Source organism: Bacillus safensis (genome assembly GCF_039619585.1).
Classification (GTDB): domain Bacteria; phylum Bacillota; class Bacilli; order Bacillales; family Bacillaceae; genus Bacillus; species Bacillus safensis.
On the sequence record NZ_CP154909.1, the window covers coordinates 2,279,678 to 2,303,088 of the forward strand.

Annotated in this window: 23 protein-coding genes; 1 reads left to right on the forward strand and 22 read right to left on the reverse strand. The window is 42.1% G+C overall.

Annotated features, from left to right (window positions below):
• Positions 1-55 precede the first annotated feature (55 nt).
• From AAYR28_RS11685 to rpsU, 11 genes are all read right to left on the reverse strand, one after another.
• Entirely contained in the window at positions 56-442 is a 387-nt protein-coding gene (locus AAYR28_RS11685) for a diacylglycerol kinase family protein (RefSeq protein ID WP_024423020.1), read from the reverse strand.
• On the reverse strand, positions 420-899 hold the full coding sequence (gene ybeY, locus AAYR28_RS11690; RefSeq protein WP_024423021.1) for an rRNA maturation RNase YbeY: 480 nt from the start codon (positions 897-899) through the stop codon (positions 420-422). Before ybeY ends, AAYR28_RS11685 begins: the two co-directional genes overlap by 23 nt.
• Positions 900-3,011, reverse strand: a complete 2,112-nt coding sequence (locus tag AAYR28_RS11695) for an HD family phosphohydrolase (RefSeq protein WP_369810472.1) — start codon at positions 3,009-3,011, stop codon at positions 900-902.
• A 114-nt stretch (positions 3,012-3,125) separates the two neighbouring features.
• A complete protein-coding gene (locus AAYR28_RS11700) occupies positions 3,126-4,085 on the reverse strand; it encodes a PhoH family protein (RefSeq protein ID WP_046311804.1) in 960 nt (319 codons plus the stop codon).
• A gap of 3 nt (positions 4,086-4,088) precedes the next feature.
• Positions 4,089-5,279 (reverse strand): sporulation protein YqfD, encoded by a 1,191-nt coding sequence (gene yqfD, locus AAYR28_RS11705; protein ID WP_034280120.1) that lies wholly within the window; start codon positions 5,277-5,279, stop codon positions 4,089-4,091.
• A gap of 18 nt (positions 5,280-5,297) precedes the next feature.
• Positions 5,298-5,579, reverse strand: coding sequence for a sporulation protein YqfC (gene yqfC, locus AAYR28_RS11710; RefSeq protein WP_012010618.1), 282 nt, complete (start codon positions 5,577-5,579; stop codon positions 5,298-5,300).
• Between the two features lie 205 nt (positions 5,580-5,784).
• On the reverse strand, positions 5,785-6,282 hold the full coding sequence (locus AAYR28_RS11715) for a hypothetical protein (RefSeq protein WP_070326493.1): 498 nt from the start codon (positions 6,280-6,282) through the stop codon (positions 5,785-5,787).
• A gap of 31 nt (positions 6,283-6,313) precedes the next feature.
• Positions 6,314-7,306: a flotillin-like protein FloA gene (floA, locus tag AAYR28_RS11720; protein ID WP_024423026.1), complete on the reverse strand. Its 993-nt coding sequence runs from the start codon at positions 7,304-7,306 to the stop codon at positions 6,314-6,316.
• Between the two features lie 27 nt (positions 7,307-7,333).
• A complete protein-coding gene (locus tag AAYR28_RS11725) occupies positions 7,334-8,647 on the reverse strand; it encodes an NfeD family protein (protein WP_120208223.1) in 1,314 nt (437 codons plus the stop codon).
• A gap of 139 nt (positions 8,648-8,786) precedes the next feature.
• Positions 8,787-9,236, reverse strand: coding sequence for a GatB/YqeY domain-containing protein (locus AAYR28_RS11730; RefSeq protein ID WP_034280115.1), 450 nt, complete (start codon positions 9,234-9,236; stop codon positions 8,787-8,789).
• A gap of 14 nt (positions 9,237-9,250) precedes the next feature.
• On the reverse strand, positions 9,251-9,424 hold the full coding sequence (gene rpsU / locus AAYR28_RS11735; RefSeq protein ID WP_003152957.1) for a 30S ribosomal protein S21: 174 nt from the start codon (positions 9,422-9,424) through the stop codon (positions 9,251-9,253).
• A gap of 182 nt (positions 9,425-9,606) precedes the next feature.
• Between rpsU and AAYR28_RS11740 the strand changes: the two genes are divergently transcribed.
• Positions 9,607-10,536 carry a Na/Pi symporter gene (locus tag AAYR28_RS11740; protein WP_065214622.1) on the forward strand — a complete coding sequence of 310 codons (930 nt, stop codon included), beginning with the start codon at positions 9,607-9,609 and terminating at the stop codon, positions 10,534-10,536.
• A gap of 42 nt (positions 10,537-10,578) precedes the next feature.
• Here the strand turns inward: AAYR28_RS11740 and mtaB are convergent, their stop codons facing one another.
• From mtaB to AAYR28_RS11795, 11 genes are all read right to left on the reverse strand, one after another.
• Positions 10,579-11,937 (reverse strand): tRNA (N(6)-L-threonylcarbamoyladenosine(37)-C(2))-methylthiotransferase MtaB, encoded by a 1,359-nt coding sequence (mtaB, locus tag AAYR28_RS11745; RefSeq protein ID WP_024423030.1) that lies wholly within the window; start codon positions 11,935-11,937, stop codon positions 10,579-10,581.
• Complete coding sequence (locus AAYR28_RS11750; RefSeq protein ID WP_024427953.1) at positions 11,937-12,707, reverse strand: 16S rRNA (uracil(1498)-N(3))-methyltransferase; 771 nt, start codon at positions 12,705-12,707, stop codon at positions 11,937-11,939. Before AAYR28_RS11750 ends, mtaB begins: the two co-directional genes overlap by 1 nt.
• A gap of 23 nt (positions 12,708-12,730) precedes the next feature.
• A complete protein-coding gene (gene prmA / locus AAYR28_RS11755; protein WP_024423032.1) occupies positions 12,731-13,666 on the reverse strand; it encodes a 50S ribosomal protein L11 methyltransferase in 936 nt (311 codons plus the stop codon).
• Positions 13,667-13,688: 22 nt separating this feature from the next.
• Complete coding sequence (gene dnaJ / locus AAYR28_RS11760) at positions 13,689-14,822, reverse strand: molecular chaperone DnaJ (protein ID WP_024427952.1); 1,134 nt, start codon at positions 14,820-14,822, stop codon at positions 13,689-13,691.
• A 165-nt stretch (positions 14,823-14,987) separates the two neighbouring features.
• Entirely contained in the window at positions 14,988-16,826 is a 1,839-nt protein-coding gene (gene dnaK / locus AAYR28_RS11765; RefSeq protein WP_024423034.1) for a molecular chaperone DnaK, read from the reverse strand.
• 24 nt (positions 16,827-16,850) lie between these two features.
• Positions 16,851-17,396, reverse strand: coding sequence for a nucleotide exchange factor GrpE (gene grpE / locus AAYR28_RS11770; protein ID WP_120208225.1), 546 nt, complete (start codon positions 17,394-17,396; stop codon positions 16,851-16,853).
• A gap of 63 nt (positions 17,397-17,459) precedes the next feature.
• Positions 17,460-18,491 carry a heat-inducible transcriptional repressor HrcA gene (hrcA, locus tag AAYR28_RS11775; protein WP_120208227.1) on the reverse strand — a complete coding sequence of 344 codons (1,032 nt, stop codon included), beginning with the start codon at positions 18,489-18,491 and terminating at the stop codon, positions 17,460-17,462.
• 81 nt (positions 18,492-18,572) lie between these two features.
• Positions 18,573-19,712 (reverse strand): radical SAM family heme chaperone HemW, encoded by a 1,140-nt coding sequence (gene hemW / locus AAYR28_RS11780; RefSeq protein WP_024423037.1) that lies wholly within the window; start codon positions 19,710-19,712, stop codon positions 18,573-18,575.
• Between the two features lie 114 nt (positions 19,713-19,826).
• Positions 19,827-21,665, reverse strand: coding sequence for a translation elongation factor 4 (gene lepA, locus AAYR28_RS11785; RefSeq protein ID WP_024423038.1), 1,839 nt, complete (start codon positions 21,663-21,665; stop codon positions 19,827-19,829).
• Positions 21,666-21,806: 141 nt separating this feature from the next.
• Entirely contained in the window at positions 21,807-22,139 is a 333-nt protein-coding gene (locus AAYR28_RS11790; protein ID WP_024423039.1) for a YqxA family protein, read from the reverse strand.
• 13 nt (positions 22,140-22,152) lie between these two features.
• Positions 22,153-23,361 (reverse strand): stage II sporulation protein P, encoded by a 1,209-nt coding sequence (locus tag AAYR28_RS11795; protein ID WP_120208229.1) that lies wholly within the window; start codon positions 23,359-23,361, stop codon positions 22,153-22,155.
• Positions 23,362-23,411 lie beyond the last annotated feature (50 nt).

The following is a 23,411-nucleotide window of genomic DNA, read 5'->3' on the forward strand; positions in this document are numbered from 1 at the left end:
TCACGTGACATTTTCACGCCCATTTCTAAAAATGTTAATAAATAGTAATATTGTTCTATTGCATGATCTTCGGTAAGAAGATGATCAACCCAATCATAACCGAAATCGCGGCGTAAACGCAAACAGCGCCTGCCGCAGCGTCCTTCGCTCTCTCTGCAAGCGGGTGCCTTTCTTCTGTCATCAGATCCACTGTATGTTCAATGGCTGTATTGACAAGCTCAAGTGCAAACATCCCCCCGCAAAGAAGAAGAACGATCAGCCATTCAAATGGGTCTATGCGGAACCAAAAGCCGCAGATCACCACGATGATGGCTGCGACTGTGTGAAATCGAAAATTCCGTTCATTCAAGAAAGTTCGCCATATTCCTCTAAATGCATAGTAAAAACTCCGAAAAAAACGGGCGAGCGGCCTTCTTTTCTTACGATGATCTCGAAAGGCCATAATCATCCAGGATTTTTGTCTGTTTGGCGAACATTTCTTTTTCATCTTCCTCTGTCATATGATCGTACCCGAGCAAATGGAGGAAGCCATGAATCGTTAAGAATCCAAGCTCTCTCATAAAGGAATGTCCATATTCCTCTGCCTGCTCTTTCGTTCGATCCACACTAATGATAATGTCACCAAGTACAGGCGGGATATCATCTGCTCCAATGATTTCAATCTCCCCTTCTCCTTCTTCCTCAAGTGCAAAGGAGATCACATCTGTTGGTGCGTCTTTTCCGCGGTATTCTTTATTGATTTGATGAATCTCTTCATTCGAAACGATCGTCACTGATACTTCCGCTTGATCCTTGACCTCAAGTTCGTCTGCAGCAAACTGAAGAAGCTTTTCCACTTCTTCAAGCTGCTCTTTTGATACTTGTCCTGTTTCATCTATTAAATCGATTAACAATGTCATTTACTTCACCTTCTGCTTCGGGGCATCTGGATATTCAATCCGAGAATGGAAAATCCCCTTTAATGTTGTACAAATCGTTTGGCTGATAATATTTAATTCTTTAAATGTGAGGTCACATTCACTAAATTGCCCGTCCTGCATTTTATCTGAAATAATGCCTTTGACAAGCTTTTCAATCCGCTCTGGATTTGGATTATGCATCGAACGAACCGCCGCTTCAACGCTGTCAGCCACAGAAATAATCGCTGCTTCTTTTGATTGCGGCTTTGGACCAGGGTAACGGAATTCTTCTTCTGTCACCTGATCATCACGCTCTTTCGCCTTATAGTAAAAGAACTTTAAAAGAGACTTCCCGTGATGCTGTTCGGCAATGTCGACAAGTTCTTCAGGAAACTTCTTTTCTCTCAGCATATCAGCGCCATCTGTCGTATGGGCAATAATAATATTTTTACTCAGCTGAGGAGAAAGCTTGTCATGCGGATTATCAATGTTCATTTGGTTTTCGATAAAGTACTGCGGTCTTTTCGTTTTCCCAATGTCATGATAATAAGCACCGACCCTTGCTAAAAGACCATTTGCGCCGACTGCTTCACATGCAGCATCCGCTAAATTCGCCACCATAACACTATGATGATATGTACCTGGTGTCTCGGTTAAAATCTTTTTGAGCAGCGGATGATTTGGATTGGATAATTCAATCAGTTTCATTGTGGAAAGAATACCAAACATGCTCTCAAAAACAGGCATTAACCCAATGACCAAGATAGATGATGCAAACCCTGACACAATCGCCATCATGAGGTTCACACCGATTTCAAGCCCTGATGGTGAAGAATTTTGGATGAGTGTAATGGATAAAACCACAAGTACATTCACCAAAGCAACCAAAAGCCCAGCCTGCAATATTTTTGATCTTGCATTATGTTTTCTTAAAAATAAAATACCCGCCATCCCGCTCATCAGATAATAAGCGCAGATCACATAGTTAAAGACGCCGGTTACTCCTTGATTAAACATCATACTGCCGCAAAGAGCAAATACAAGACCGGAGAAGATCGCCAGCCGCTCATTAATAAGCAGCTTGATCAGCATCGTGCCAAGTGCCACTGGCACGACATAGCCTATCGTCGTATACTTCGTTTCCTGGAAGAGGCTGAACACTTCCATGATAATTAATATAATCGTGAAAATAAGCGAGTAAAGCAGTAACGACTTATTCTTATGGACAAGCGATTTTTTCCTCGATTCAAGGGAATGAACAATCGCTGCTAAGAAAAGTCCAATTAATATGAGAAGACCACTTACAGGCTTAAATAAATTTGAGCTGTTTAACAGACCCGTGAGTTCTAATTTGCGATAAACTTCCCGGTCAATGAGCTCTCCTTCTTCAACTAAGATTTGCCCCTGCTTAATTTGCACAGGCTGAATATTGTCAGCCGCTTCCTGTCTTTTCTTCTCTGTTGCCACTGGGTCAAATACATAGTTTGGAATGATCGCAAATTCACCGATTTCTTTCGCCGCATTTAAGTATTTTGATGGAATCGAATTGTTTTTAAGCTCTGTTTTGACTTGTTTTTTCTCATCTTGTAATTTCGCTGCTGTGATTTCTTTACTCATCAGTGAATTCACCACTGTAATGATGGAATCCTTAGTAAATGAGAGATTTTCATCACTTGCTTGGAGCAGTGCTTTGATGGATTGATCCGAAACAGCTTCCTGCATATCTGTTGTGAGCTTTTCTTTGACACGCTTGACCATTTCTTGATCTGATGGCGCGTTCTCTTTATCATCAGCTGCTTTCTTCTCTTCTTTAATGGCTTCAAAGAGGGATGAGATGAGGTCTACGCGATTATCAGAATACGCTTTTTTGAGCGTATATTGATCTTCTACCTGATCTGTTGCTTCTTGTTTCTTTTCTTCTGTCGCTTCTTGATCATCAACGGTTGACGGAGAATAGATGGTCTGTTCGCTCACTGAAAATAAATCTAAGTCGAGCGATTCAGGCTTTACATGGAAGAAGAGCACCACGAATAAAATGGCTGCTAAACCAGCGTACAGCAAAACATTTAAATAACGTGAGCGCTCCATTTTCTGAGGTTCTTTTTTAGACAGCAGTCTTTTGCGCTTACTGCCTTTTTGATTCTTTCTCAAGGAAAGTACCTCCTTTTTTACTTTAAACCACGATCGAAACAAAATGACCCGATGAAGACGATCGGGTCACTCAGTTCATTTTTGCTTTTCGTATGCGCCAATGATCTTCGCCACAAGCGGGTGTCTGACCACATCTGTCTGGTCTAATTCAATAAATGAGATGCCCCTGATCTCTGCAAGCATGTCCTTTGCAGCTGCAAGACCTGACTGCATGCCCTTTGGCAGATCAATCTGTGTAATATCTCCTGTAATGACCATTTTAGAGCCAAACCCAAGTCTCGTCAAAAACATTTTCATTTGGGCAGGTGTTGTATTCTGCGCTTCATCTAAAATCACAAATGCATCATCAAGCGTCCGACCTCTCATATAGGCAAGGGGCGCTATTTCAATCACGCCGCGCTCGATCAGTCGTTCCGTATGATCACTGCCAAGCACATCATGCAGGGCATCATATAGTGGTCTTAAATAAGGATCTACTTTTTCCTTTAGATCGCCTGGTAAAAAGCCAAGACTCTCTCCTGCTTCAACAGCTGGTCTTGTCAGGATTATCCGTTTCACATGTCCATTTTTCAGCGAATGGACCGCATTGACGACTGCCAAATACGTCTTCCCTGTACCAGCAGGTCCAATTCCAAAGACCAGGTCATCTTTTTTCATCGCCGCAGCATATTCACGCTGGCCGATTGTTTTCACCCTGATCGACTTTCCTTTGGCATTTTTCGTAATTTCATCTTCATACATATTTTCAAAATAATTCAGCTTGTTTTTTTGCGCCATTTTAATGGCATAGACGACATCCCGTTCAGATATCTCAATTCCTTTACGGATGAGATGTAAAAGAGATGTGATCAAACGGCTTACTGTATCTCTCGATGCTTCCTCACCAGAAACATACACTTTTTCTCCACGCGTAATAATGGAGACGTTCAGCTCGTTTTCCATTAGTTTCAGATAAGCATCTTGATTGCCAAATAAAGCAATCGCTTCGTTTGGGCTATCCAATTTTTGTTGAATCTCAAGTAAATGTTCTGTCATTCTCTAGTCTCCCTGAACAATAGGTGTTGGTTGAACAATATCTTCTATTACTTGGTAAAGGATGATTAACTTAACTTTACCATTCCCTGTTGTCTCGTGCAAAACTTTTTCACTTTTCACCTCTCCTGTTTGACCTAGCTTCTCTTCTAATTCTTTTTTACCCATTTTAATCCCTGCTTGAACCGCTTCTTTATTTGTGTATTCGCGATTTATTTTCTCACTTTCGCGTGTAATTTCCTTTTCATAAGAGAATGGGAGCTGAATGTTTAAGAAATGAAGCGGATGAACTTCTGTTTCTGTTTTTGGCTGCTTAAAATCATCCTTTTTAAAAGAAAAGCCCCAAAATGGCAGTGAGCCTCCAAATGCGGAGAGCTTGTGCTTTGTCTTCATTTTACCCGTAAAGACGTCAAAAGATGTTCGAAGAGGGACAGAAACTTCTGAACGATACCACGTTTCACCATAGATTTTCGCTTTGGCTCCTACCGTTTTTTGCTGATCTTCGCTGCCAATGAGTCCAGAGACAAGCATCTGTCCTTTCTTTACATGTTCATCAACCGCGGCAAGCGGCTCCCCTTTTTCTACATACATTCTCGTGATGACAGCCTTTTTCTTGGCGACGATATGCTGAGGACTCGTGTATTTTTCTTTTTCAGGTTCATTTTTTTCCACAACTTTCATTTGAAAGGTTGTGCCGTTTAGTTCTACGCCGACCCATGTGATGCTTTGAATATTGGTTGTCAGGGATTTTTGAATTTTTTCAGGTGTTCCCATTAGAAACTGAAAACGTCCTTTTTGCACCCCAATGTCGTCTAAATGCTTTCTCATTTGATGTTCAGTTTCTGGATTGGCTCCTTTAATATCGATTTTCCATACCATGTTTGAAAGCGCCAATATCGTCACTAGAAAGCATACAATCCCAAGGGTAAATCCGATATTCTTCCTTGACCATAGGAGTAGAAATGGAAAGCCCTTTTTTTGATGAAATGAACATGTCACGTCATGATGTCTGCGTACCTTTCTGAAGGCATGTACATCTGATAAGCGAATAAATAAGCGCACGCTGTCTTGACGGCGGCTCACTTGAAACATTGTGATCCCCTGCCTCGTGCACTCATTAATGAGCCGCTCAATGCCATTTCCTTTGATCTCCACTTCCACTCTGCCAATAAAATAGGCGAACCATTTATTCTTCACGCTTCTCCCCTCCGTCAGTTAAGAATCAATATAACGGACCTCATCGATTTTCCCTTCCAATAAAATCTCTTCTGGCAAAATCGTTTTAATCACAAAATCTTTCCCTGAAATAATGCATTGTCCCTGTTTGAGCATCAGCCTTACCTCTTGATCACTGAAAAGCAAAAGCCCTTTATGGTTCTCTATGTAAATGTGGAGTCTGCCAACCATCGTAATACGGGGAAGATCCATCATCACGTCTGGAGGGATTTCAAGTGTTCTTGTCAGCCATGCTTTAAGTCGATTTTTTCTTTTTCCCATTCAATAAGAACCCCTTCCCACCTCATGTGTATGAGATCAAACTGAAAGATGGTGAGACTGATGAGAAAGCCTCTATATCATCCTATTCCTCAAGGGTTCATATCATGCTAATGAATCCCGTAAAATAACTGTTTCAGCATTTTCTTTAAGAAAAAATGTCATCAGGCAAAAAAAGCCCCCTTTTTCATAAAGGGGGCTTTCTTCTTTATCTTTTATATGGCCGTTTCATCGTTCTGTGCGGCTTTTTCGCGCGCGGCTCTCCAAATACTTCTCCAAGGATCATTCCTTGAACAATAGTATCTTGGTTCAGCTTCTCAATGAATTTTGGCCTCATTTCAGCAGATGCAGCCTTTGGCCTTGTCAGCTCTCTTTCAAGCGATTGGAACTCTTTGTTCAGCTCGTTTTTTCTTTCTTCCATTTCGGCAAGTGTAGCCGTATAGCGATCTTGTAAGGACGGAGAAGTTTTTTTCTTCATCCCGCCATGATCATGTACATCACCGAAATCGTCCAGCTGATCCGTCACGACTGGATCTGGACTTGTTTGCTTTGTTTGCTTTTGGGGCACCTGCTTACGCTGAGGAGCGGGCTTCTTTTGCTGATTCTGCTCTTCGTTCTCCTCTTGTTTGCCGATCTTCCCAAAGACGGCAGAGATGATACCGATGATAATCGCAATTAGTAGCGGATTTTCAAATAGAATGTCCAATGGGCTCCCTCCTTAAAGCGTGAGAGGATGCTTATTTGTTTTCATTATCAGATGGACCTTTTGTCATTTTGCCAAATGAATCTCTCATATCCGTATCAGCATCGATATTCTTAATGTTCATGTAGTCCATGACACCAATATTGCCTTCACGTAATGCTTCAGCCATTGCAAGTGGTACTTCAGCCTCTGCTTCTACGACTTTCGCGCGCATTTCTTCAACTTTCGCACGCATCTCTTGTTCTTGTGCAACAGCCATTGCGCGGCGTTCTTCTGCTTTCGCCTGTGCAATGTTTTTGTCTGCTTCTGCTTGGTCTGTTTGCAGGATCGCCCCGATGTTCTTACCGATATCAACATCTGCGATATCAATCGAGAGAATTTCAAATGCAGTACCTGAATCTAATCCTTTACCAAGAACCGTTTGAGAAATCATATCAGGGTTCTCAAGAACCTTTTTATGATTATCTGATGAACCGATTGTAGAGACAATCCCTTCACCTACACGGGCAATAATTGTTTCTTCCCCTGCACCACCGACAAGTCGGTCGATGTTTGCACGAACTGTAATACGTGCTTTTGCTTTGACTTCAATCCCGTCCATCGCAACACCAGAGATAAATGGTGTTTCAATGACTTTAGGGTTTACACTCATTTGAACTGCTTCAAGTACATCACGGCCTGCTAGGTCGATGGCTGCACAGCGAGCAAAGTTCAATTCGATATTCGCGCGTTGAGCTGCAATTAGTGCGTTCACAACTCGGTCCACGTTACCACCTGCAAGATAGTGGCTCTCCAGCTGGTTAATCGTCACATCAAGACCTGCTTTATGTGCTTTGATGAGCGGGTTGACCACTCGGTTTGGAATCACTCGGCGCAGTCTCATTCCGACAAGTGTAAAAATGCTCACTTTTACGCCAGCCGCTAGGGCAGAAATCCACAGCATCACCGGTACAAAAGTGAAAAAGATCGATAGAACAATCAAACCTGCTGCGATAATCACAAATAATAGTAAAGTAGATGGATCCATTTTATTCCTCCTCTAAAATCAGTATATCTATACTTTCCTCACGACAATGCGTGAGCCTTCCGCTTTCACAATTTTTACTTGTTCATCTTTATCGATAAATGCACCTTCTGACACCACATCAATGCGCTCATCTCCGAGTACGATCGTACCAGATGGACGAAGTGCAGTGGCTGTCACTGCGATTTGTCCAACAAGATCCTCTCTTGTTTCATTTGAGACATAACCGCTTTCCTTATTGGTTGAATCGGTTAAAATGAACTTTTTAAAGAATTTCATACGTTTCCCCAACACCTTTGTCAATAAAATAACTGCTATGGTTGAAACAGCAGTGGCAATCAAGATGGAAATCGCCATTTCTGTAAAGCTTCCAGCTGCTAAAAATAAGCTGATAACGACACAGATCAGTCCAATGACACCTACGATTCCCCCTGGCAAAAACAATTCCAGAATGATGAGTGCAATCCCTGCTAAAAACAGGAACAACGTCTCATATCCTGCAAAACCTGCCACGAGATGACCATAAAAGAATAGCAGAAGCGCTGTCACTCCCATTGTGCCCGGGACCCCAAAGCCAGGAGAATAGAGCTCAACAACTAACCCTAAGCTTGCAATGGATAAAAGGATTGGAATGACAATTGGGTGCGTAAGAAAACGCGCAACCTTTTCAGCAAAGCTCACTTCATCGTATTGAACAGAAGCGTCTTGTAATTTCAGCTTCTGAAGCAAGTCATCCATATTTTTTGCTTCCCCTTCTGCATACCCGAATTGAAGCGCACGGTCTGTATTGAAGGTGAGCAATTCTCCTTTTGGTGCACCGGCTTCTTTTGCGTCTATATCTACATCCGCCATGGCAAGAGCATACTTTGGATCACGCCCCTGCTTTTCGGCAGCATCACTCATTTCAGCAAGCCATAGAGATTCAGATTTTTGATCGGCAGCATTGCCTTCTCCATCAATGATCGCAGCAGCCCCCATTTTTCCATTCGGGGTCATATAAATTTGATCGGCATTTAGCGCGATGAAGGCCCCGGCTGAAAGCGCTCTATGATTGACAAACGCTGTCACTGGGATATCGGAAGCACGAATCGTATCTGCGATTTTAAGCGCTGCATCAACTGCACCACCCGGTGTATTGATGTCGAGAATAATATGCTTCGCCCGTTCCGACTTTGCCTGCTCAAACGATCGTTCAATGAATTTAGAAAGTCCTTTTTCTACTGTATCTTCAATTGGGATAACATGAACTTTCTGATCTGCTGATTTCGCGGTCAATTGAACCCCTAATAACAAGCATATTATAAAACAACTGAAGAGAGCAATAGAAATTTTTATTTTTTTCATCTATTTGGTGATCCCTCCTCTCTTTCTTCATTTTACCGTTCCTTTACATACGTTACAAATGTATCATAGGTTTCATTTTTATATGACAGAATCACGAGGGCATAAAAAAAGTATCCTTCTAACAATAGAAGGATACTTTTTATTGAGACAGCTGCTCGCTGACAAGTCTGTTAATGACAGCTCCATCAGCTTTACCTTTTACTTTTGGCATAATAGCGCTCATGACTTTACCCATGTCAGCCTTCGAGGAAGCACCTGTTTCAGCGACCGTTTCTTTCACGATCGTTTGCAGTTCTTCTTCAGAAAGCTGTTCAGGTAAATAAACGTCTAATATGTCAATCTCTTTTTGAACTTTATCTACTAAATCTAAGCGATTAGCTTTCGAAAATTCACGGAGGGAGTCTTTACGTTGCTTAATCTCGCGGGAAAGGACGGTTAGTTCCTCATCGCCGGTCAAACTGTCTTTCTTAAGCTTAATTGCTTCATTTTGCAGCGAAGCCTTTACCATACGAATGACAACAAGCTTGTCTTTCTCACGGTTTTTCATCATAAGCTTCATATCAGAATTTAATTGCTCAAGAAGACTCATAAAATCCACCCTCTTTAGAATTTACGTTTTCTAGCAGCTTCAGACTTTTTCTTACGCTTTACGCTAGGCTTTTCATAAAATTCACGCTTTCTTGCTTCTTGCAATGTTCCAGTTTTGGATACACTGCGTTTAAAGCGACGAAGAGCATCTTCAAGCGATTCGTTTTTTCTAACGACCGTTTTTGACATTCTCTTTCCCTCCCTCCGAATACACCAATCGACTGCATTAAAAAAAGATATACATGCAAAACATGTACCTAGACATTATAATATAAGCCCAGTGTGAGGTCAACTAAGTGATTTGGAAATATATTTTCGTCATGAGCAGGTAGACAAGTCCATATATTCATTGGTAAGAGGAGGACTTTTCTATGATGGCGATTATTTATTTTTGTGCACTTATTTTCATTTTTTTATGGTCAATGGGTTTGCTGAGAAAAGGATTAATGGCGCTTGCGTCGTCTCGTATTGAGAAATCACTTCTTCTCTTTACAGATCACCCGGTCAAAGCATTCTTGGTCAGCATTGTGTTTACAGGGGTTCTACAAAGCAGTTCTGCTTTTATGGTCATCGTCATTGGCTTTGTCAGTACTGGCATTCTCTCTTTTAAAAAATCGATTCCAATGATTCTTGGAACCAATATCGGCTCAACGTTTACGACAGAATTTATCGCCATTAAAATGGACGTATTCATGTGGGTTTTGATCATAGCCGGTCTTGTATGCATTCTTTTTGGCAGGACATCTTTTAGACATGCAGGAAAAAGTTTATTTGGGCTCGGGATGATCTTTTTTTGCATACAAGGCTTTTCAAAAATTGCAGGGATGATGACAAGCCAGCCTGAGACATTGCGTTTTCTTGAAATGATGCAGCATTCAGACTGGACAGCGCTGCTTTCGGGTACCATTTTCACAGCAATTGTTCATTCGAGCTCAGTCTGTATCGGTATTTTAATGGGATTTATGAATGAAGGAACTGTGGCACTTCAGGAAGGCATCAGCTTTGTGTTGGGGTCCAATATTGGGACATGTATTACGGCTGTGATGGCTGCGATATCCGGCGGCTACGCAGCACGTCAAACGGCTTATGCACACGTCGTATTTAATGTGCTCGGGGTTCTTTTATGCCTGCCGTTTCTCGCCCTGATCACAGAGGTTGTTGCCCTTCTCGCAAGCTCTCCTGCCCAGCAGATTGCGCATTTCAGCCTGCTGTTTAATGTGGCAAGCTCTCTCCTCTTCTTTCCGTTCATTCGCCCTTTTCACGGATTGATCTTGTGTCTCATGCCGAATCAGTCAAAATAAAAGAAACCGGCTTGCTCTTTTGGCTGCCGGTTTTTTTATCTATTATGAGGTCATTCTCACTTTGTCTGGCTGCACATCATCGCTGATGCGAACGAATTGTCCTTCGTTATAAGGATAGCCCGCTTTCGTAATTTTCACTTTGACCAGACGGCCGATCATGTCCTCTGTCCCTTCAAAAACAACTTTCATGTAGTTATCGGTATAACCAACATAAAGATTGTGGTTTCCTTCTTGTTCTTTGAAGGATTCTTCCGGAATAATCTCTAGCACATCACCTTCGTATGCTGATGCATACTCTTTCGCAAGCTGGTCAGAAAGAGCGATCAAACGGTGGACACGTTCGTTTTTCACATTCTCATCCACTTGATCTTCCATTCTTGCAGCCGGGGTACCTGTACGTTTGCTGTAAGGGAAGACGTGCAGCTCAGAGAATTGATGATCTTTGACAAAATTGTACGTTTCCAAGAACTCTTCTTCTGTTTCCCCAGGGAATCCAACGATTACATCAGAGGTGACAGCAAGTCCCGGCAATGCTTTTTTCAGCTTTGTTAAACGCTCTGCAAAGAATTCCATCGTATATTTACGGCGCATTCTTTTCAGCACAGTATTTGAGCCAGATTGAAGCGGGATGTGTAAGTGTCTGACAATTTTATCTGACTGATCAAGCACTTCAATCACTTCATCTGTAATTTGACTTGCTTCAATAGATGAAATACGGATTCGTTTTAAGCCAATAACACGTTCATCTAATTCTCTCAGAAGCTTTGCAAAGTTATAATCCTTTAAGTCTTCTCCGTATCCGCCTGTGTGAATACCTGTCAGCACAATTTCTTTATAGCCCGCATCAACAAGCTGCTGCGCTTGATTGATGACCTCTTCTGGATCACGAGAACGAAGAAGTCCGCGCGCCCAAGGAATAATGCAGAATGTACAGAAATTGTTACAGCCTTCTTGGATTTTTAATGAAGCGCGCGTTCTGTCTGTGAAGGCAGGAACATCAAGTTCTTCAAACACACGTGCTTTCATGATATTGCCAACCCCGTTGATCGGCTGTCTTTCTCTGCGGTATTCTTCAATATAGCCTAGTAATTTATGTCTGTCCTGTGTTCCAACCACAATATCAACACCAGGAATCGCCATGATTTCTGCTGGTGATGTTTGCGCATAGCAGCCTGTTACACAAATGACACCATCCGGGTTATGACGAATGGCTCTCCTAATGACTTGGCGGCTTTTCTTATCGCCTGTATTCGTGACCGTACATGTATTAATGACATATACGTCTGCTTTTGATTCATACTCTTTTCTTTCATAGCCAGCTTCTTTAAACAGCTGCCAGATCGCCTCTGTCTCATAGTGGTTGACCTTACAGCCAAGTGTATGGAACGCTACTGTTCCCATCATGATTCACCTCTTAATAACTCTGTTTGATAAGATATAGCGGAAAGCGCATATAAAGGAGCAGTTTCTGTTCTTAAAATGCGTGGTCCAAGCCCGCAAATGACTGCACCAAGCGTTTCAAGCTCTTCAATCTCCTTTTCTGCCAAACCGCCTTCAGGGCCAAAAACCACTAGCAAGGTTTGTCCGCCTTTCATCTGTTGAAGCACAGTTTGAAAACGGCTTTGCTCTCCTTCTTTCGATGATTCTTCGTATGCAACGACACATTTATCGAATTCACCAGCTAATTGCGTCAGCTCTTTAAACGTTGATACTGAATAAACACGGGGAATGATATTCCGGTAGGACTGCTCGGCTGCTTCTTTCGCGATTTTCTCCCAGCGCTCTCGTTTTTTATGGGACTTTTTTTGGTCAAGCTTTGTAATAGAACGAGCCGCTTGAAACGGGATAAAAGCACTTGCGCCAAGCTCTGTGCCTTTTTGGATAATGAGCTCAAGCTTATCTCCTTTTGGAAGACCGCTTGCAATCGTCACCCTAATCGGAAGTTCTCTGTCTTGATTTGTCCAGCTTTCAAGGTGACAAATCACTTCTTCCTTTGTTATTGTATCAATTTTACTGAGCGCTTCAAAGCCGTCTGTCGTTAGACAAAGGATTTCCTGTCCTGCTTTCATCCGCATGACATTGGAAAGATGATGTACATCTTCACCTTTTATAACGATGGCTCCCTTTAACGTCACTTCTTCTTTCGTGAGGTCGATAAAATATCGTTGCATACGTGTCCTGACACCTACTCGCTTTATTTTTTCGCTATAATGCTGACCCAATCTTCCATTGACAGCACTTCAACAATGTCAAAACCCGCCTCTTCTAATGCTGTTTTGACCTGTAATTTCTTTTGTCCAATGATGCCTGATGTAATGAAATAGCCATCTTTCTTCAATAGGTCATAGGCTTGATCTGTAAAGCGCAAAATCACTTCTGCCAGAATGTTGGCGACAATCACATCACGCTCACCTGAAATCCCATCAAGCAAATTGTTTTGTTTGACCGTCACTTGGTCACTTACACCATTTAATTCGATGTTTTGCTTCGCACTTTCTACCGCAACGGTGTCGAGATCAAAGGCTTGAATGTCCTTTGCACCAAGCATCGCTGCTGCCACACTTAAAATTCCAGAGCCTGTTCCAACATCAATCACCGTATCGTTTTCCTTCACGTAGCGCTCAAGCGCCTGAATGCAAAGGACGGTTGTTGGATGCGTACCTGTTCCAAATGCCATTCCAGGGTCCATTTCAATAATCAGTTCATCAGAATGAACCGGTGTATATTCTTCCCACGTTGGAACGATGGTGAATTTTTCAGAGATTTTCACAGGATGATAGTATTTCTTCCATGCGGTGGCCCATTCTTCTTCATTTACTTCACAAATTGACAGTGTATTGCGTCCAAGGTCAATATCGTATAGAAGAAGGTTGTTGATGGCTTCTTTGATCTCATCTACCGTTTCCATCAAAAAGCTGTTCATTGGAAGATAGGCTTTCACAATGACACCTTCATCTGGATAGTCATTTGGATCGAGCTGGTAGATCTCACCGTATACATTTTCACGTTCCTTGACTAAATCAAGCGGGTCCTCAATCACGACACCACTTGCACCTGCTTCATGCAAAATATTGGTGATCGGTTCCACCGCTTCATTTGTTGTATGGACGCTAATTTCTGACCACTTCAATACTACCAACTCCTTATCCGTCTTACTCGCCTTTAAATGCGCGTTTTACCTTATCGAAAAAGCTCATTTCTTGTTCGTCTGGTTTATTTCCGCTCACTTCAGCAAATTTTCTAATGATATCTTTTTGATTGTCTGTTAAATTTGTCGGTGTGACGACACGTACAACGATATGCTGATCGCCTTGGCCGTAGCCGCGTACATTTTTCACACCTTTTCCTTTGAGTCTAAACTTCGTGCCAGTTTGAGTGCCAGCAGGAACTTTTAATTTTACTTTTCCGTGTAATGTCGGCACTTCAATTTCGTCACCTAATGCAGCCTGCGCAAAGGTAAGCGGCATCTCGCAGTAAATGTCATCTCCATCACGTTCGAAGAATTCATGCGCACGCACATGGAATACAACAAATAGATCGCCTGGAGGTCCTCCATTTACGCCTGGTTCACCTTGCCCAGACACTCTGAGCTGCTGGCCATCATCAACACCTGCAGGGATCGTCACGTTAATTTTCTTACGCTTACGCACTTTGCCAGATCCGCCGCATGTTGAACATTTATGATCAATTTGTTTCCCTGTTCCGCTGCAGTAGTTACATACTCTGCGGTTGACCACTTTACCAAACGGAGTAGATTGCTCAACATTTAACTGACCAGAACCGCCGCAATGTGAACAAGTTTTTGCCTGCGTACCAGGCTTTGCACCTGATCCATGACATGTCTCGCAAGATTCTTCACGAGGGATTTCAATCGTTGCTTCTTTTCCAAATGCCGCTTCTTCAAACGAAAGCGTCATTGTATATTGCAGGTCCGCTCCTTGGCGCGGTGCATTTGGATCTCTTCTTCTGGCTCCGCCGCCAAAAATACTAGAGAAGATGTCATCAAAGCCGCCGAAGCCGCCAAAGTCTCCTCCTCCGCCAAAACCGCCGCCGCCAAAGCCTTGGTTTGGATCGGTATGACCGAACTGGTCATAATGCGAACGTTTTTGATCATCAGAAAGGGTTTCATAGGCTTCTTTTACTTCTTTGAATTTCTCATCTGAGCCAGCTTCTTTATTAATATCAGGGTGATACTTTTTTGAAAGCTTGCGGTATGCCTTTTTGATTTCGTCCTTTGAGGCGCTCTTACTTACGCCAAGCACTTCATAGTAATCACGCTTACTCATCTCTTCACACTCCCGATTTTCTCACATAAATACGATTGTATCATTTTGATTTAACCTTTTTCAATTCCTTTCATCGTTGAAAAGAAAAAAAGTCAAAGCCAAGAGATCCTGACTTTGACTTTCTGACGAGTACGTTTCAGCAGTCTTTTTCAAAAGTAAAGGTGATTATTTTTTCTCTTGATCGTCGTTTACTTCTTCGTATTCTGCATCCACTACATTGTCATCTGCTTTTTGAGCACCTTCAGCGCCTTCTTGCTGAGCTTGTGCTTGTTTTGCAGCTTCTTCATAGAGCTTTGTCGTTAATTCTTGAACGATTGTTTGCAGCTCATCTTTTTTCGCTTTGATGTCTTCAAACTCGCCTTTTTCGATCGCAGCTTTTAGCGCATCTTTCGCGTCATTTGCTTTTTTCACTTGCTCTTCATCGATTTTGCCTTCTAGATCTTTTAATGTTTTTTCAGTTGTAAACACTAATTGATCTGCTTCGTTGCGCACTTCGATTTCTTCTTTTTTCTTCGCATCTGCTTCAGCATTTTCTTCTGCTTCTTTGACCATTTTTTCGATCTCATCATCAGAAAGACCTGAAGAAGATTTGATTGTGATGTTTTGCTCTTTGCCTGTACCCATATCTTTCGCACGTACGTTGACAATACCGTTTTTATCGATATCAAAAGATACTTCGATTTGCGGTACGCCGCGTGGTGCCGGCGGGATATCAGTCAATTGGAAGCGGCCTAATGTTTTGTTATCTGCAGCCATTGGGCGCTCACCTTGAAGGACATGGATATCTACAGCTGTTTGATTGTCAGCAGCTGTTGAGAATACTTGTGATTTACTTGTTGGAATTGTTGTATTACGTTCAATCAGCTTCGTGAATACGCCGCCCATTGTTTCAATTCCTAAAGAAAGTGGTGTTACGTCAAGAAGAACAACGTCTTTGACATCTCCTGTGATCACTCCACCTTGGATGGCTGCACCAAGTGCAACTACTTCATCAGGGTTTACACCTTTATGAGGCTCTTTGCCTGTTTCTTTTTTGATTGCTTCTTGTACTGCAGGAATACGAGTTGATCCACCTACAAGGATGACTTTATCAATCTCGCTAGCAGATAAACCAGCATCTTTCAGTGCTTGACGTACAGGTGTCATTGTACGCTCTACAAGATCTGCAGAAAGCTCTTCGAATTTAGCACGCGTTAACGTTAATTCAAGGTGAAGAGGTCCTGCTTCTCCAGCTGTGATAAATGGCAGTGAGATTTGTGTAGAAGATACACCAGAAAGATCTTTTTTCGCTTTTTCAGCAGCATCTTTTAAACGCTGAAGCGCCATTTTATCTTTAGAAAGATCAATGCCATTTTCTTTTTTGAATTCAGCCACTAGGTGATCAATGATGACTTGGTCAAAATCGTCTCCACCTAGACGGTTGTCCCCAGCAGTTGAGCGCACTTCAAAGACGCCGTCTCCAAGCTCAAGGATCGATACGTCAAATGTACCGCCGCCAAGGTCGTATACAAGAATCGTTTGATCTTCTTCTGTTTTATCTAAACCATACGCAAGTGCAGCTGCTGTTGGTTCGTTGATGATACGTTCTACTTCAAGACCAGCAATTTTACCAGCATCTTTCGTTGCTTGACGTTCTGCATCGTTGAAGTAAGCAGGAACTGTGATAACAGCTTTTGTTACTTCTTCGCCAAGATAGCCTTCAGCGTAAGATTTAAGGTGCTGAAGAATAATCGCAGAGATTTCCTGCGGTGTATAGTTCTTACCTTCAACTTCTACTTTATAATCAGTACCCATATGTCTTTTAACAGACATGATCGTGTTCGGGTTTGTAATTGATTGACGTTTTGCTACTTCACCTACTTGGCGCTCTCCGTTTTTAAAAGCGACAACAGATGGTGTTGTACGTGCTCCTTCAGCGTTAGCAATGACTTTTGGCTCGCCGCCTTCAAGTACTGCAACACATGAGTTTGTTGTTCCTAAGTCAATCCCAATGATTTTACTCATATTCGATGACCTCCCATTATGTAGTTATTGATTTACTTTTACCATTGATGGACGAATAACTCGGTCTTTGAGTTTATAGCCCTTTTGCAATTCTTCTACAACGATATTTGAATCGTAGTTTTCATCTTCAACTTGCATGACGGCTTGATGAAGGTTTGGATCGAACTCTTTGCCGACAGCTTCAATTGGTTCAACGCCTTCATTTTTCAACGCTTCTACCAGCTGGCGGTAAACCATTTGCATTCCTTCTAACAAACTTTTCGTCTGCTCATTGTCTGGATCAATTCCAAGCGCTCTTTCAAAGTTATCAAGAGCTGGGAGAAGATCACTGACAACATGTTGAGAACGATATTTTTGCACGGTCTCCACTTCAGTTCGAGCACGGCGTTTATAGTTTTCAAAATCTGCTTGAACACGCAGAATTTTGTTTTCTTTTTCATCTAGAAGCTGCTGCAATTCATCGATTTTTTCTTGGAAGGCAGACTGTTCATCATTTGTTACTTCCTCAGTATCTGCTTGAACTGCTTCTTCTTGTGCTTCTTGCTCAGGTGTCTGTTTTTCTTCTGACATTGTGTTCACCTCCCTCAAAAGATTCAAAAATACGAAGGGGCTGTGCCCCTATCTTTTATCACCCTACTCATCATACAAATTGGAAAGTGCGTTTGACAAGTCTTTTGATACATGATGCAAGAGACTGACAACCCTGCCATAATCCATACGGGTTGGACCAATGACGGCAATGGAGCCGAGTGATTTTTGATCAATCGCATAAGTAGCTGTGATTAAGCTGCAGTTCTCCATCGCTTCCAAATTGTTTTCTGAACCGATTTTAATGGTGATTCCTTGCTGATTTGGATGAAACAGCTGCATGACATCATTCTTTTGCTCAATAAGCATCATGAGTGAACGGATGCGGTCAATGTCATGAAACTCCGGCTGATTCAACATATTAATCTTCCCGCCAAAGAAAAGTTTTGATTCATTTTGAGTCGATGTAAATGTATTGCCGAGCGCATCTAAAATATGATCATAATCTTTTAAATGCGTACGAAGAAGCATCACAACTTCTTTATACATTCTGTCCTTCAGCTGATCCATCGGGACTCCGGCTAGGCGGCTGTTTAAAATATTCATCAGCTTCTCAATATCGGAGACATCGAGATGCTCAGAGAAGGTAATGGTTTTGTTTTCAACATGTCCGCTGTCTGTAATCATAATCGCCACTGCTTTGTTTGGCTGAACAGGGACAAGCTGAATTTGCTTTAATCGATTTTCACTTAGCTTTGGACCAAGCACAATCGATGTATAGTTTGTGAGATCTGATAAGATTTCCGCCGATTTTTGAACTGTCTTTTCCAGCTCAAAAATTTTCTCCTGAAAGGCCGACTGGATGAGCACAAGCTCTTTAGACGACAGTTTTCGCGGAGAGAGCAAATGATCTACATAATAACGATATCCTTTTTCGGAAGGAATTCTTCCTGATGAAGAATGGGTCTTTTCAATAAAACCAAGTTCCTCCAAATCAGCCATTTCGTTTCTAATCGTCGCAGAGCTGAATGTAATGTCTTCTTTTTTAGAAAGAGTCCTTGATCCAACTGGCTGCGCCGAACGAATAAAGTCATTAATGATGACTTGCAGAATCAAAAGCTGACGATTTGTTAACATCATCATCACCCCTGTTAGCACTCTCTTTCAACGAGTGCTAATTGTATAAACAAAATTACCAAACTCAAATTAAAATGTCAATTATAACTCACCGAGAAACGCTTGAAATACTTCATTGCCTAACAATTTTCCTTTTCTTGTTAAACGTATCCCCTTGTCATCTTTTACAATGAGGCCTTTTTCTTCTAAATCTTCAAGAACAGTGGAAAAAAGTGCTTCTGGTGCAGCACCATATTTTGCTTGGAAATCAGCGCTTTTCACCCCTTCGATTTTTCGAAGACCTAAAAACATTTCTTCTTCTATTTGCTCTGCTTTTGTGACCTGGTGTGTTTCCTTATACGGGAACCCTGTTTGGTCAATCAGCTCCAAATAATGTTTCACCGGCCCTGCGTTCACATTTCGGATGCCATCTACATACCCGTGTGCGCCTGCACCAAAACCGAAGTAATCTTCATTGCTCCAATAGGTCAGGTTATGCTGGCTTTCAAAGCCAGGTTTGGCGTAATTGCTAATTTCGTACTGCTTTAATCCATGGCGCTCCATTTCATCCATCACAAGCTCATACATTTCAGCCTCACGTTCTTGCGGCGGTAAATGAAGTTTTCCTTTTTGCATTAAGTTGTAAAAAACGGTTTTCGGCTCGACGATGAGTGAGTAAACCGAATAATGCTCTGCCCCCAGTGAGAAAGCTGTCTCAAGTGAATTCATCACATGATGCTTTTCTTGATGCGGCAAGCCAAACATGAGATCGAGGCTAATATTATCAAATCCAACCGCTCTAGCTCGCTCAAAGGATGTAAGGACATCCTTCTTTTGATGAACTCGTCCAATTTTCTTGAGCAAATCGTCTTCAAAAGTTTGAACGCCAAAGCTCAGCCGATTCACGCCGGCTGCTTTAAGCACATGCAGTTTCTCAAGCGATAATTCATCTGGGTTTGCTTCTACTGCAAATTCAATCAGATTTTTTGTCGGCTTTAATACGCTGTGAATGCTGTTCATGAGCTTGTCTAGCTGACTGACAGTCAGTGATGTCGGGGTTCCCCCGCCAATAAAAATTGTCTTTAGTTCCTGCTCGCCTTTTTGCTCGATCGTGTGCTGCATCTCTTTCTCAAGAGCCGCTAAGTATTCGTCGACTGGCTGCGTTTTGATGAAAAATTTATTGAAATCACAATAGTGGCAAATATGCTCACAAAATGGAATGTGAATGTATGCTGCTTTCATTAGATGACACCTTCTTTACAGGTAAAGAGCCGCAGTTTATCGCTGCGGCGTCTTTGTTTGTTATCGACTATAAACGTCAAGGCAGACATTGTAAAGCAGGTAGCCTTGAGGATGTTATTTTTTTGGTGTGCTGTCGTCCATCTTCAGCACAGCCATAAATGCTTCTTGCGGGACTTCAACAGAGCCCACTTGCTTCATGCGCTTTTTCCCTTCTTTTTGCTTCTCAAGAAGCTTTCTTTTCCGGGAAATGTCTCCACCATAACATTTAGCAAGTACGTTTTTACGCATCGCTTTAATGGTGGAACGAGCAACGATTTTTTGACCGATTGCTGCTTGAACCGGTACTTCAAAGTGCTGGCGTGGAATCAATTCTTTTAACTTTTCTACGATGATCTTGCCTCGTTCATATGCATAATCGCGGTGAACAATAAAGGAAAGGGCATCGATTTTTTCGCCATTCAGCATGATATCCATCTTCACCAGCGTCGAAGGACGATAGCCAATCAGCTCATAATCAAAGGACGCATAGCCTTTTGTGTTGGACTTTAACTGATCAAAGAATTCGTATACGATCTCTGCCAAAGGAATTTCGTACACAATGCTCACGCGGTTCGCATCAAGATACTGCATATCAATGAAATTCCCGCGCTTTCCTTGGCAAAGCTCCATCACAGAGCCTACATAATCATTCGGCACCATCATTGTGGCTTTTACATACGGTTCTTCAATTCGCTCAATCTTTTGCGGATCAGGCAGATTGGACGGGTTATCTACGACAATTTTTTCTCCATCTGTCATATATACATCATAAATAACACTTGGCGCTGTCGTAATCAGATCAATTTTAAATTCACGTTCAATCCGTTCCTGGATGATTTCCATATGAAGCATTCCAAGGAAGCCGCAGCGGAAACCGAAGCCAAGTGCTTGGGATGTCTCTGCCTCATATTGAAGTGAAGAATCATTTAATTCAAGCTTTTCTAACGCTTCACGTAAGTCATTGTATTTCGCTGTATCAATTGGATAAAGTCCGCAGTATACCATTGGGTTTAGCTTTCTGTATCCTGGAAGTGCTTCTTTCGCAGGGTTTTCCGCGCTTGTGATCGTATCCCCTACACGTGTATCACCGACATTTTTAATCGCAGCGGTTAAGTAGCCAACATCTCCAACGGTGAGTTCGTCTGTTGGCATGGCTTTTGGTGTGAAAACGCCAACTTCAAGTACTTCAAATTCTTTCCCCGTCGCCATCATTTTAATTTTCTGACCAGGTCTGACGGTTCCTTCGACAATTCGTATGTACGCAATAACGCCGCGATACGCATCGTAAAGAGAATCAAAAATAAGGGCTTGAAGTGGTGCTTCTGGATCTCCAGCGGGAGCCGGCACCTTTTCAACGATTTGTTCTAAAATATCCTCGATTCCAATACCCGCCTTAGCAGAGGTGAGAACAGCTTCAGACGCATCCAACCCGATGACATCTTCAATTTCTTCTCTTACACGCTCAGGCTCTGCACTTGGCAGATCGATTTTGTTGATAATCGGAAGAATTTCTAAGTTGTTATCAAGAGCTAAATAAACGTTCGCAAGTGTCTGTGCTTCAATTCCTTGTGCTGCATCTACTACGAGAATCGCACCCTCACAGGCAGCTAGGCTTCGAGATACCTCATAGGTGAAGTCGACATGCCCTGGTGTATCAATCAGGTGCATGATATATTCTTCTCCATCCTTCGCCTTATACTTCAGCTGGACAGAGTTTAATTTAATCGTTATGCCGCGTTCACGCTCTAAATCCATGGAATCAAGCAATTGTTCTTTCATTTCTCGCTGCGTAATCGCCGCTGTTTTTTCCAAAATACGGTCCGCCAATGTGGATTTCCCATGGTCAATATGGGCGATAATGGAGAAATTTCGAATTCTTGATTGCCGCTCTAATCGTTTTTCTTTATCTGTCACAATCTATCACTCCTACTATAAAACGCGGGTTGCGCTAGGTTAGATTATATCAATAGGGCTGTAAAGATTCAATCGAAATCAAGAAAAGCCGCTTATTGGTCAGCGGCTTTGATCAAAAGGGTGATATCTCATGAAATTCGTTTATTTCCCATTCACCCAATCATAAAGAGAACGGGCTGCATGTGTCATGCCATCAGACAGGGCTTTTCCTGCCTTGGAAAAGGCATTAAAGCCCTCTATTTCCTCCAGCTGTTTTTGTTTTTCGGCAAGATCCTTTTCTGTAACAGCCGTTCCTAAGATAGAAGCTTCCTTCTCTTCATTGTCGTTCATTTGAATGGAGAAAGCTCCTTTTAATTGCGGATCATGGTAGCCCTTCATTTGCAGCATGCCATTATTCGCTTGCTGCATTCCTAAAAAGACACCAAACAGCAAGACCAATCCTAAAATAATGGTTTTTCCAATAAATGAGCCCATATCCGTCACCACCTTAAGAGCGTTTTTTCTCATCCTTTGCTTTGCCGTCAACCTTTTCCGCGTCCCAGAAAATGTCGCTGAATACATCAGCTGCCGCATTGGATGCATTTCTCAATTCTTCCATATTATTATCTACTCCACCAAATTCTAAAAGAAGGGCTTTGTCGGATAAATCTTGATTATAGATTCCATTATCGCCAATTTCTCCTTTGGCAAACACACCGACACTAAGACCTTTATATTTTTTCTCCATCAAATGGTGGAACTCTGTCGCAAGCTTTAAGTTTTTCTCATAGCTTTGATTCTTCTTCCCAACAACAAACGCAATTCTCGCATATTTTTTCCCTTTGATTTCGACAGTCGTATCTTTCTTTCTTCTTGAGTCCCGGTGAATATCAATTAAATAATCGAGGTCATCATTTTTCGCTAAGGCTTCTTTCACGACCAATCTTGATTCATTATAAGACTGCGGATACTTTAATCCTTTTTTTAACAGTCTTTTTTCAATTTCCGTTTTGTCGACAGTATTGCCGATTCCTTGCTGATCAAGCGCCTTTCCAAACATGTCGCCGACAAGGGTGACATTCACTTTTGAGTGCCGTGCATTATTTGGATTCGTTTCTCCTTTTAAAAATGGTAAATATGATTCCGTATTATGTGTGTGGTAAATGTACACAGCTTTTCGTTTTCCTGTTGACCGGTCAGGTTCTTTGGCAGGCTTTTTCGGCGTATCATCATCGAGCTTGTCCAGCTCAGCCAGATTTGCTTCTTTTTCATCTTGGATTACTTCACTAGGCGGCGGCGATTCCATTGGCATATTGGTATAGTCTGTTCCTTCACCCGCTAAGATGATTTTTGTATCAAAATGTTCAAAGCCTGGGAGTTCTCTTCCTAGGAAACTGCGCGGGTCTTCTAAATTAATACTGGTTGCAAGCTTCAGTGACAGCCCAGAGAAATGAAATCCTTTTTGAGCTTCTGGAACTGCTGAGGCGAAATATTGGTTTTCCATGCCCATTAATGTGGCAAAAAATGCGCCAGAGAGCTCATCTGCTACACCATATAACGAGGCTTGCGGCCTCAGCTCGGGTTTTAAAGAGGTCAAAGCCCCTGTCATTACAAACACCACAACAAGAGAGGCAATAAATAAGAAGATACTTTTTACTACTTTCGTTCCATTAATCGCAACGACCAACTGTCGAGGACGGCGGGGTCTCTTTTTCATGATTTACTCCCTCCAGCACGCTTTCTAGTAATTACACTATGAGCGAGCTA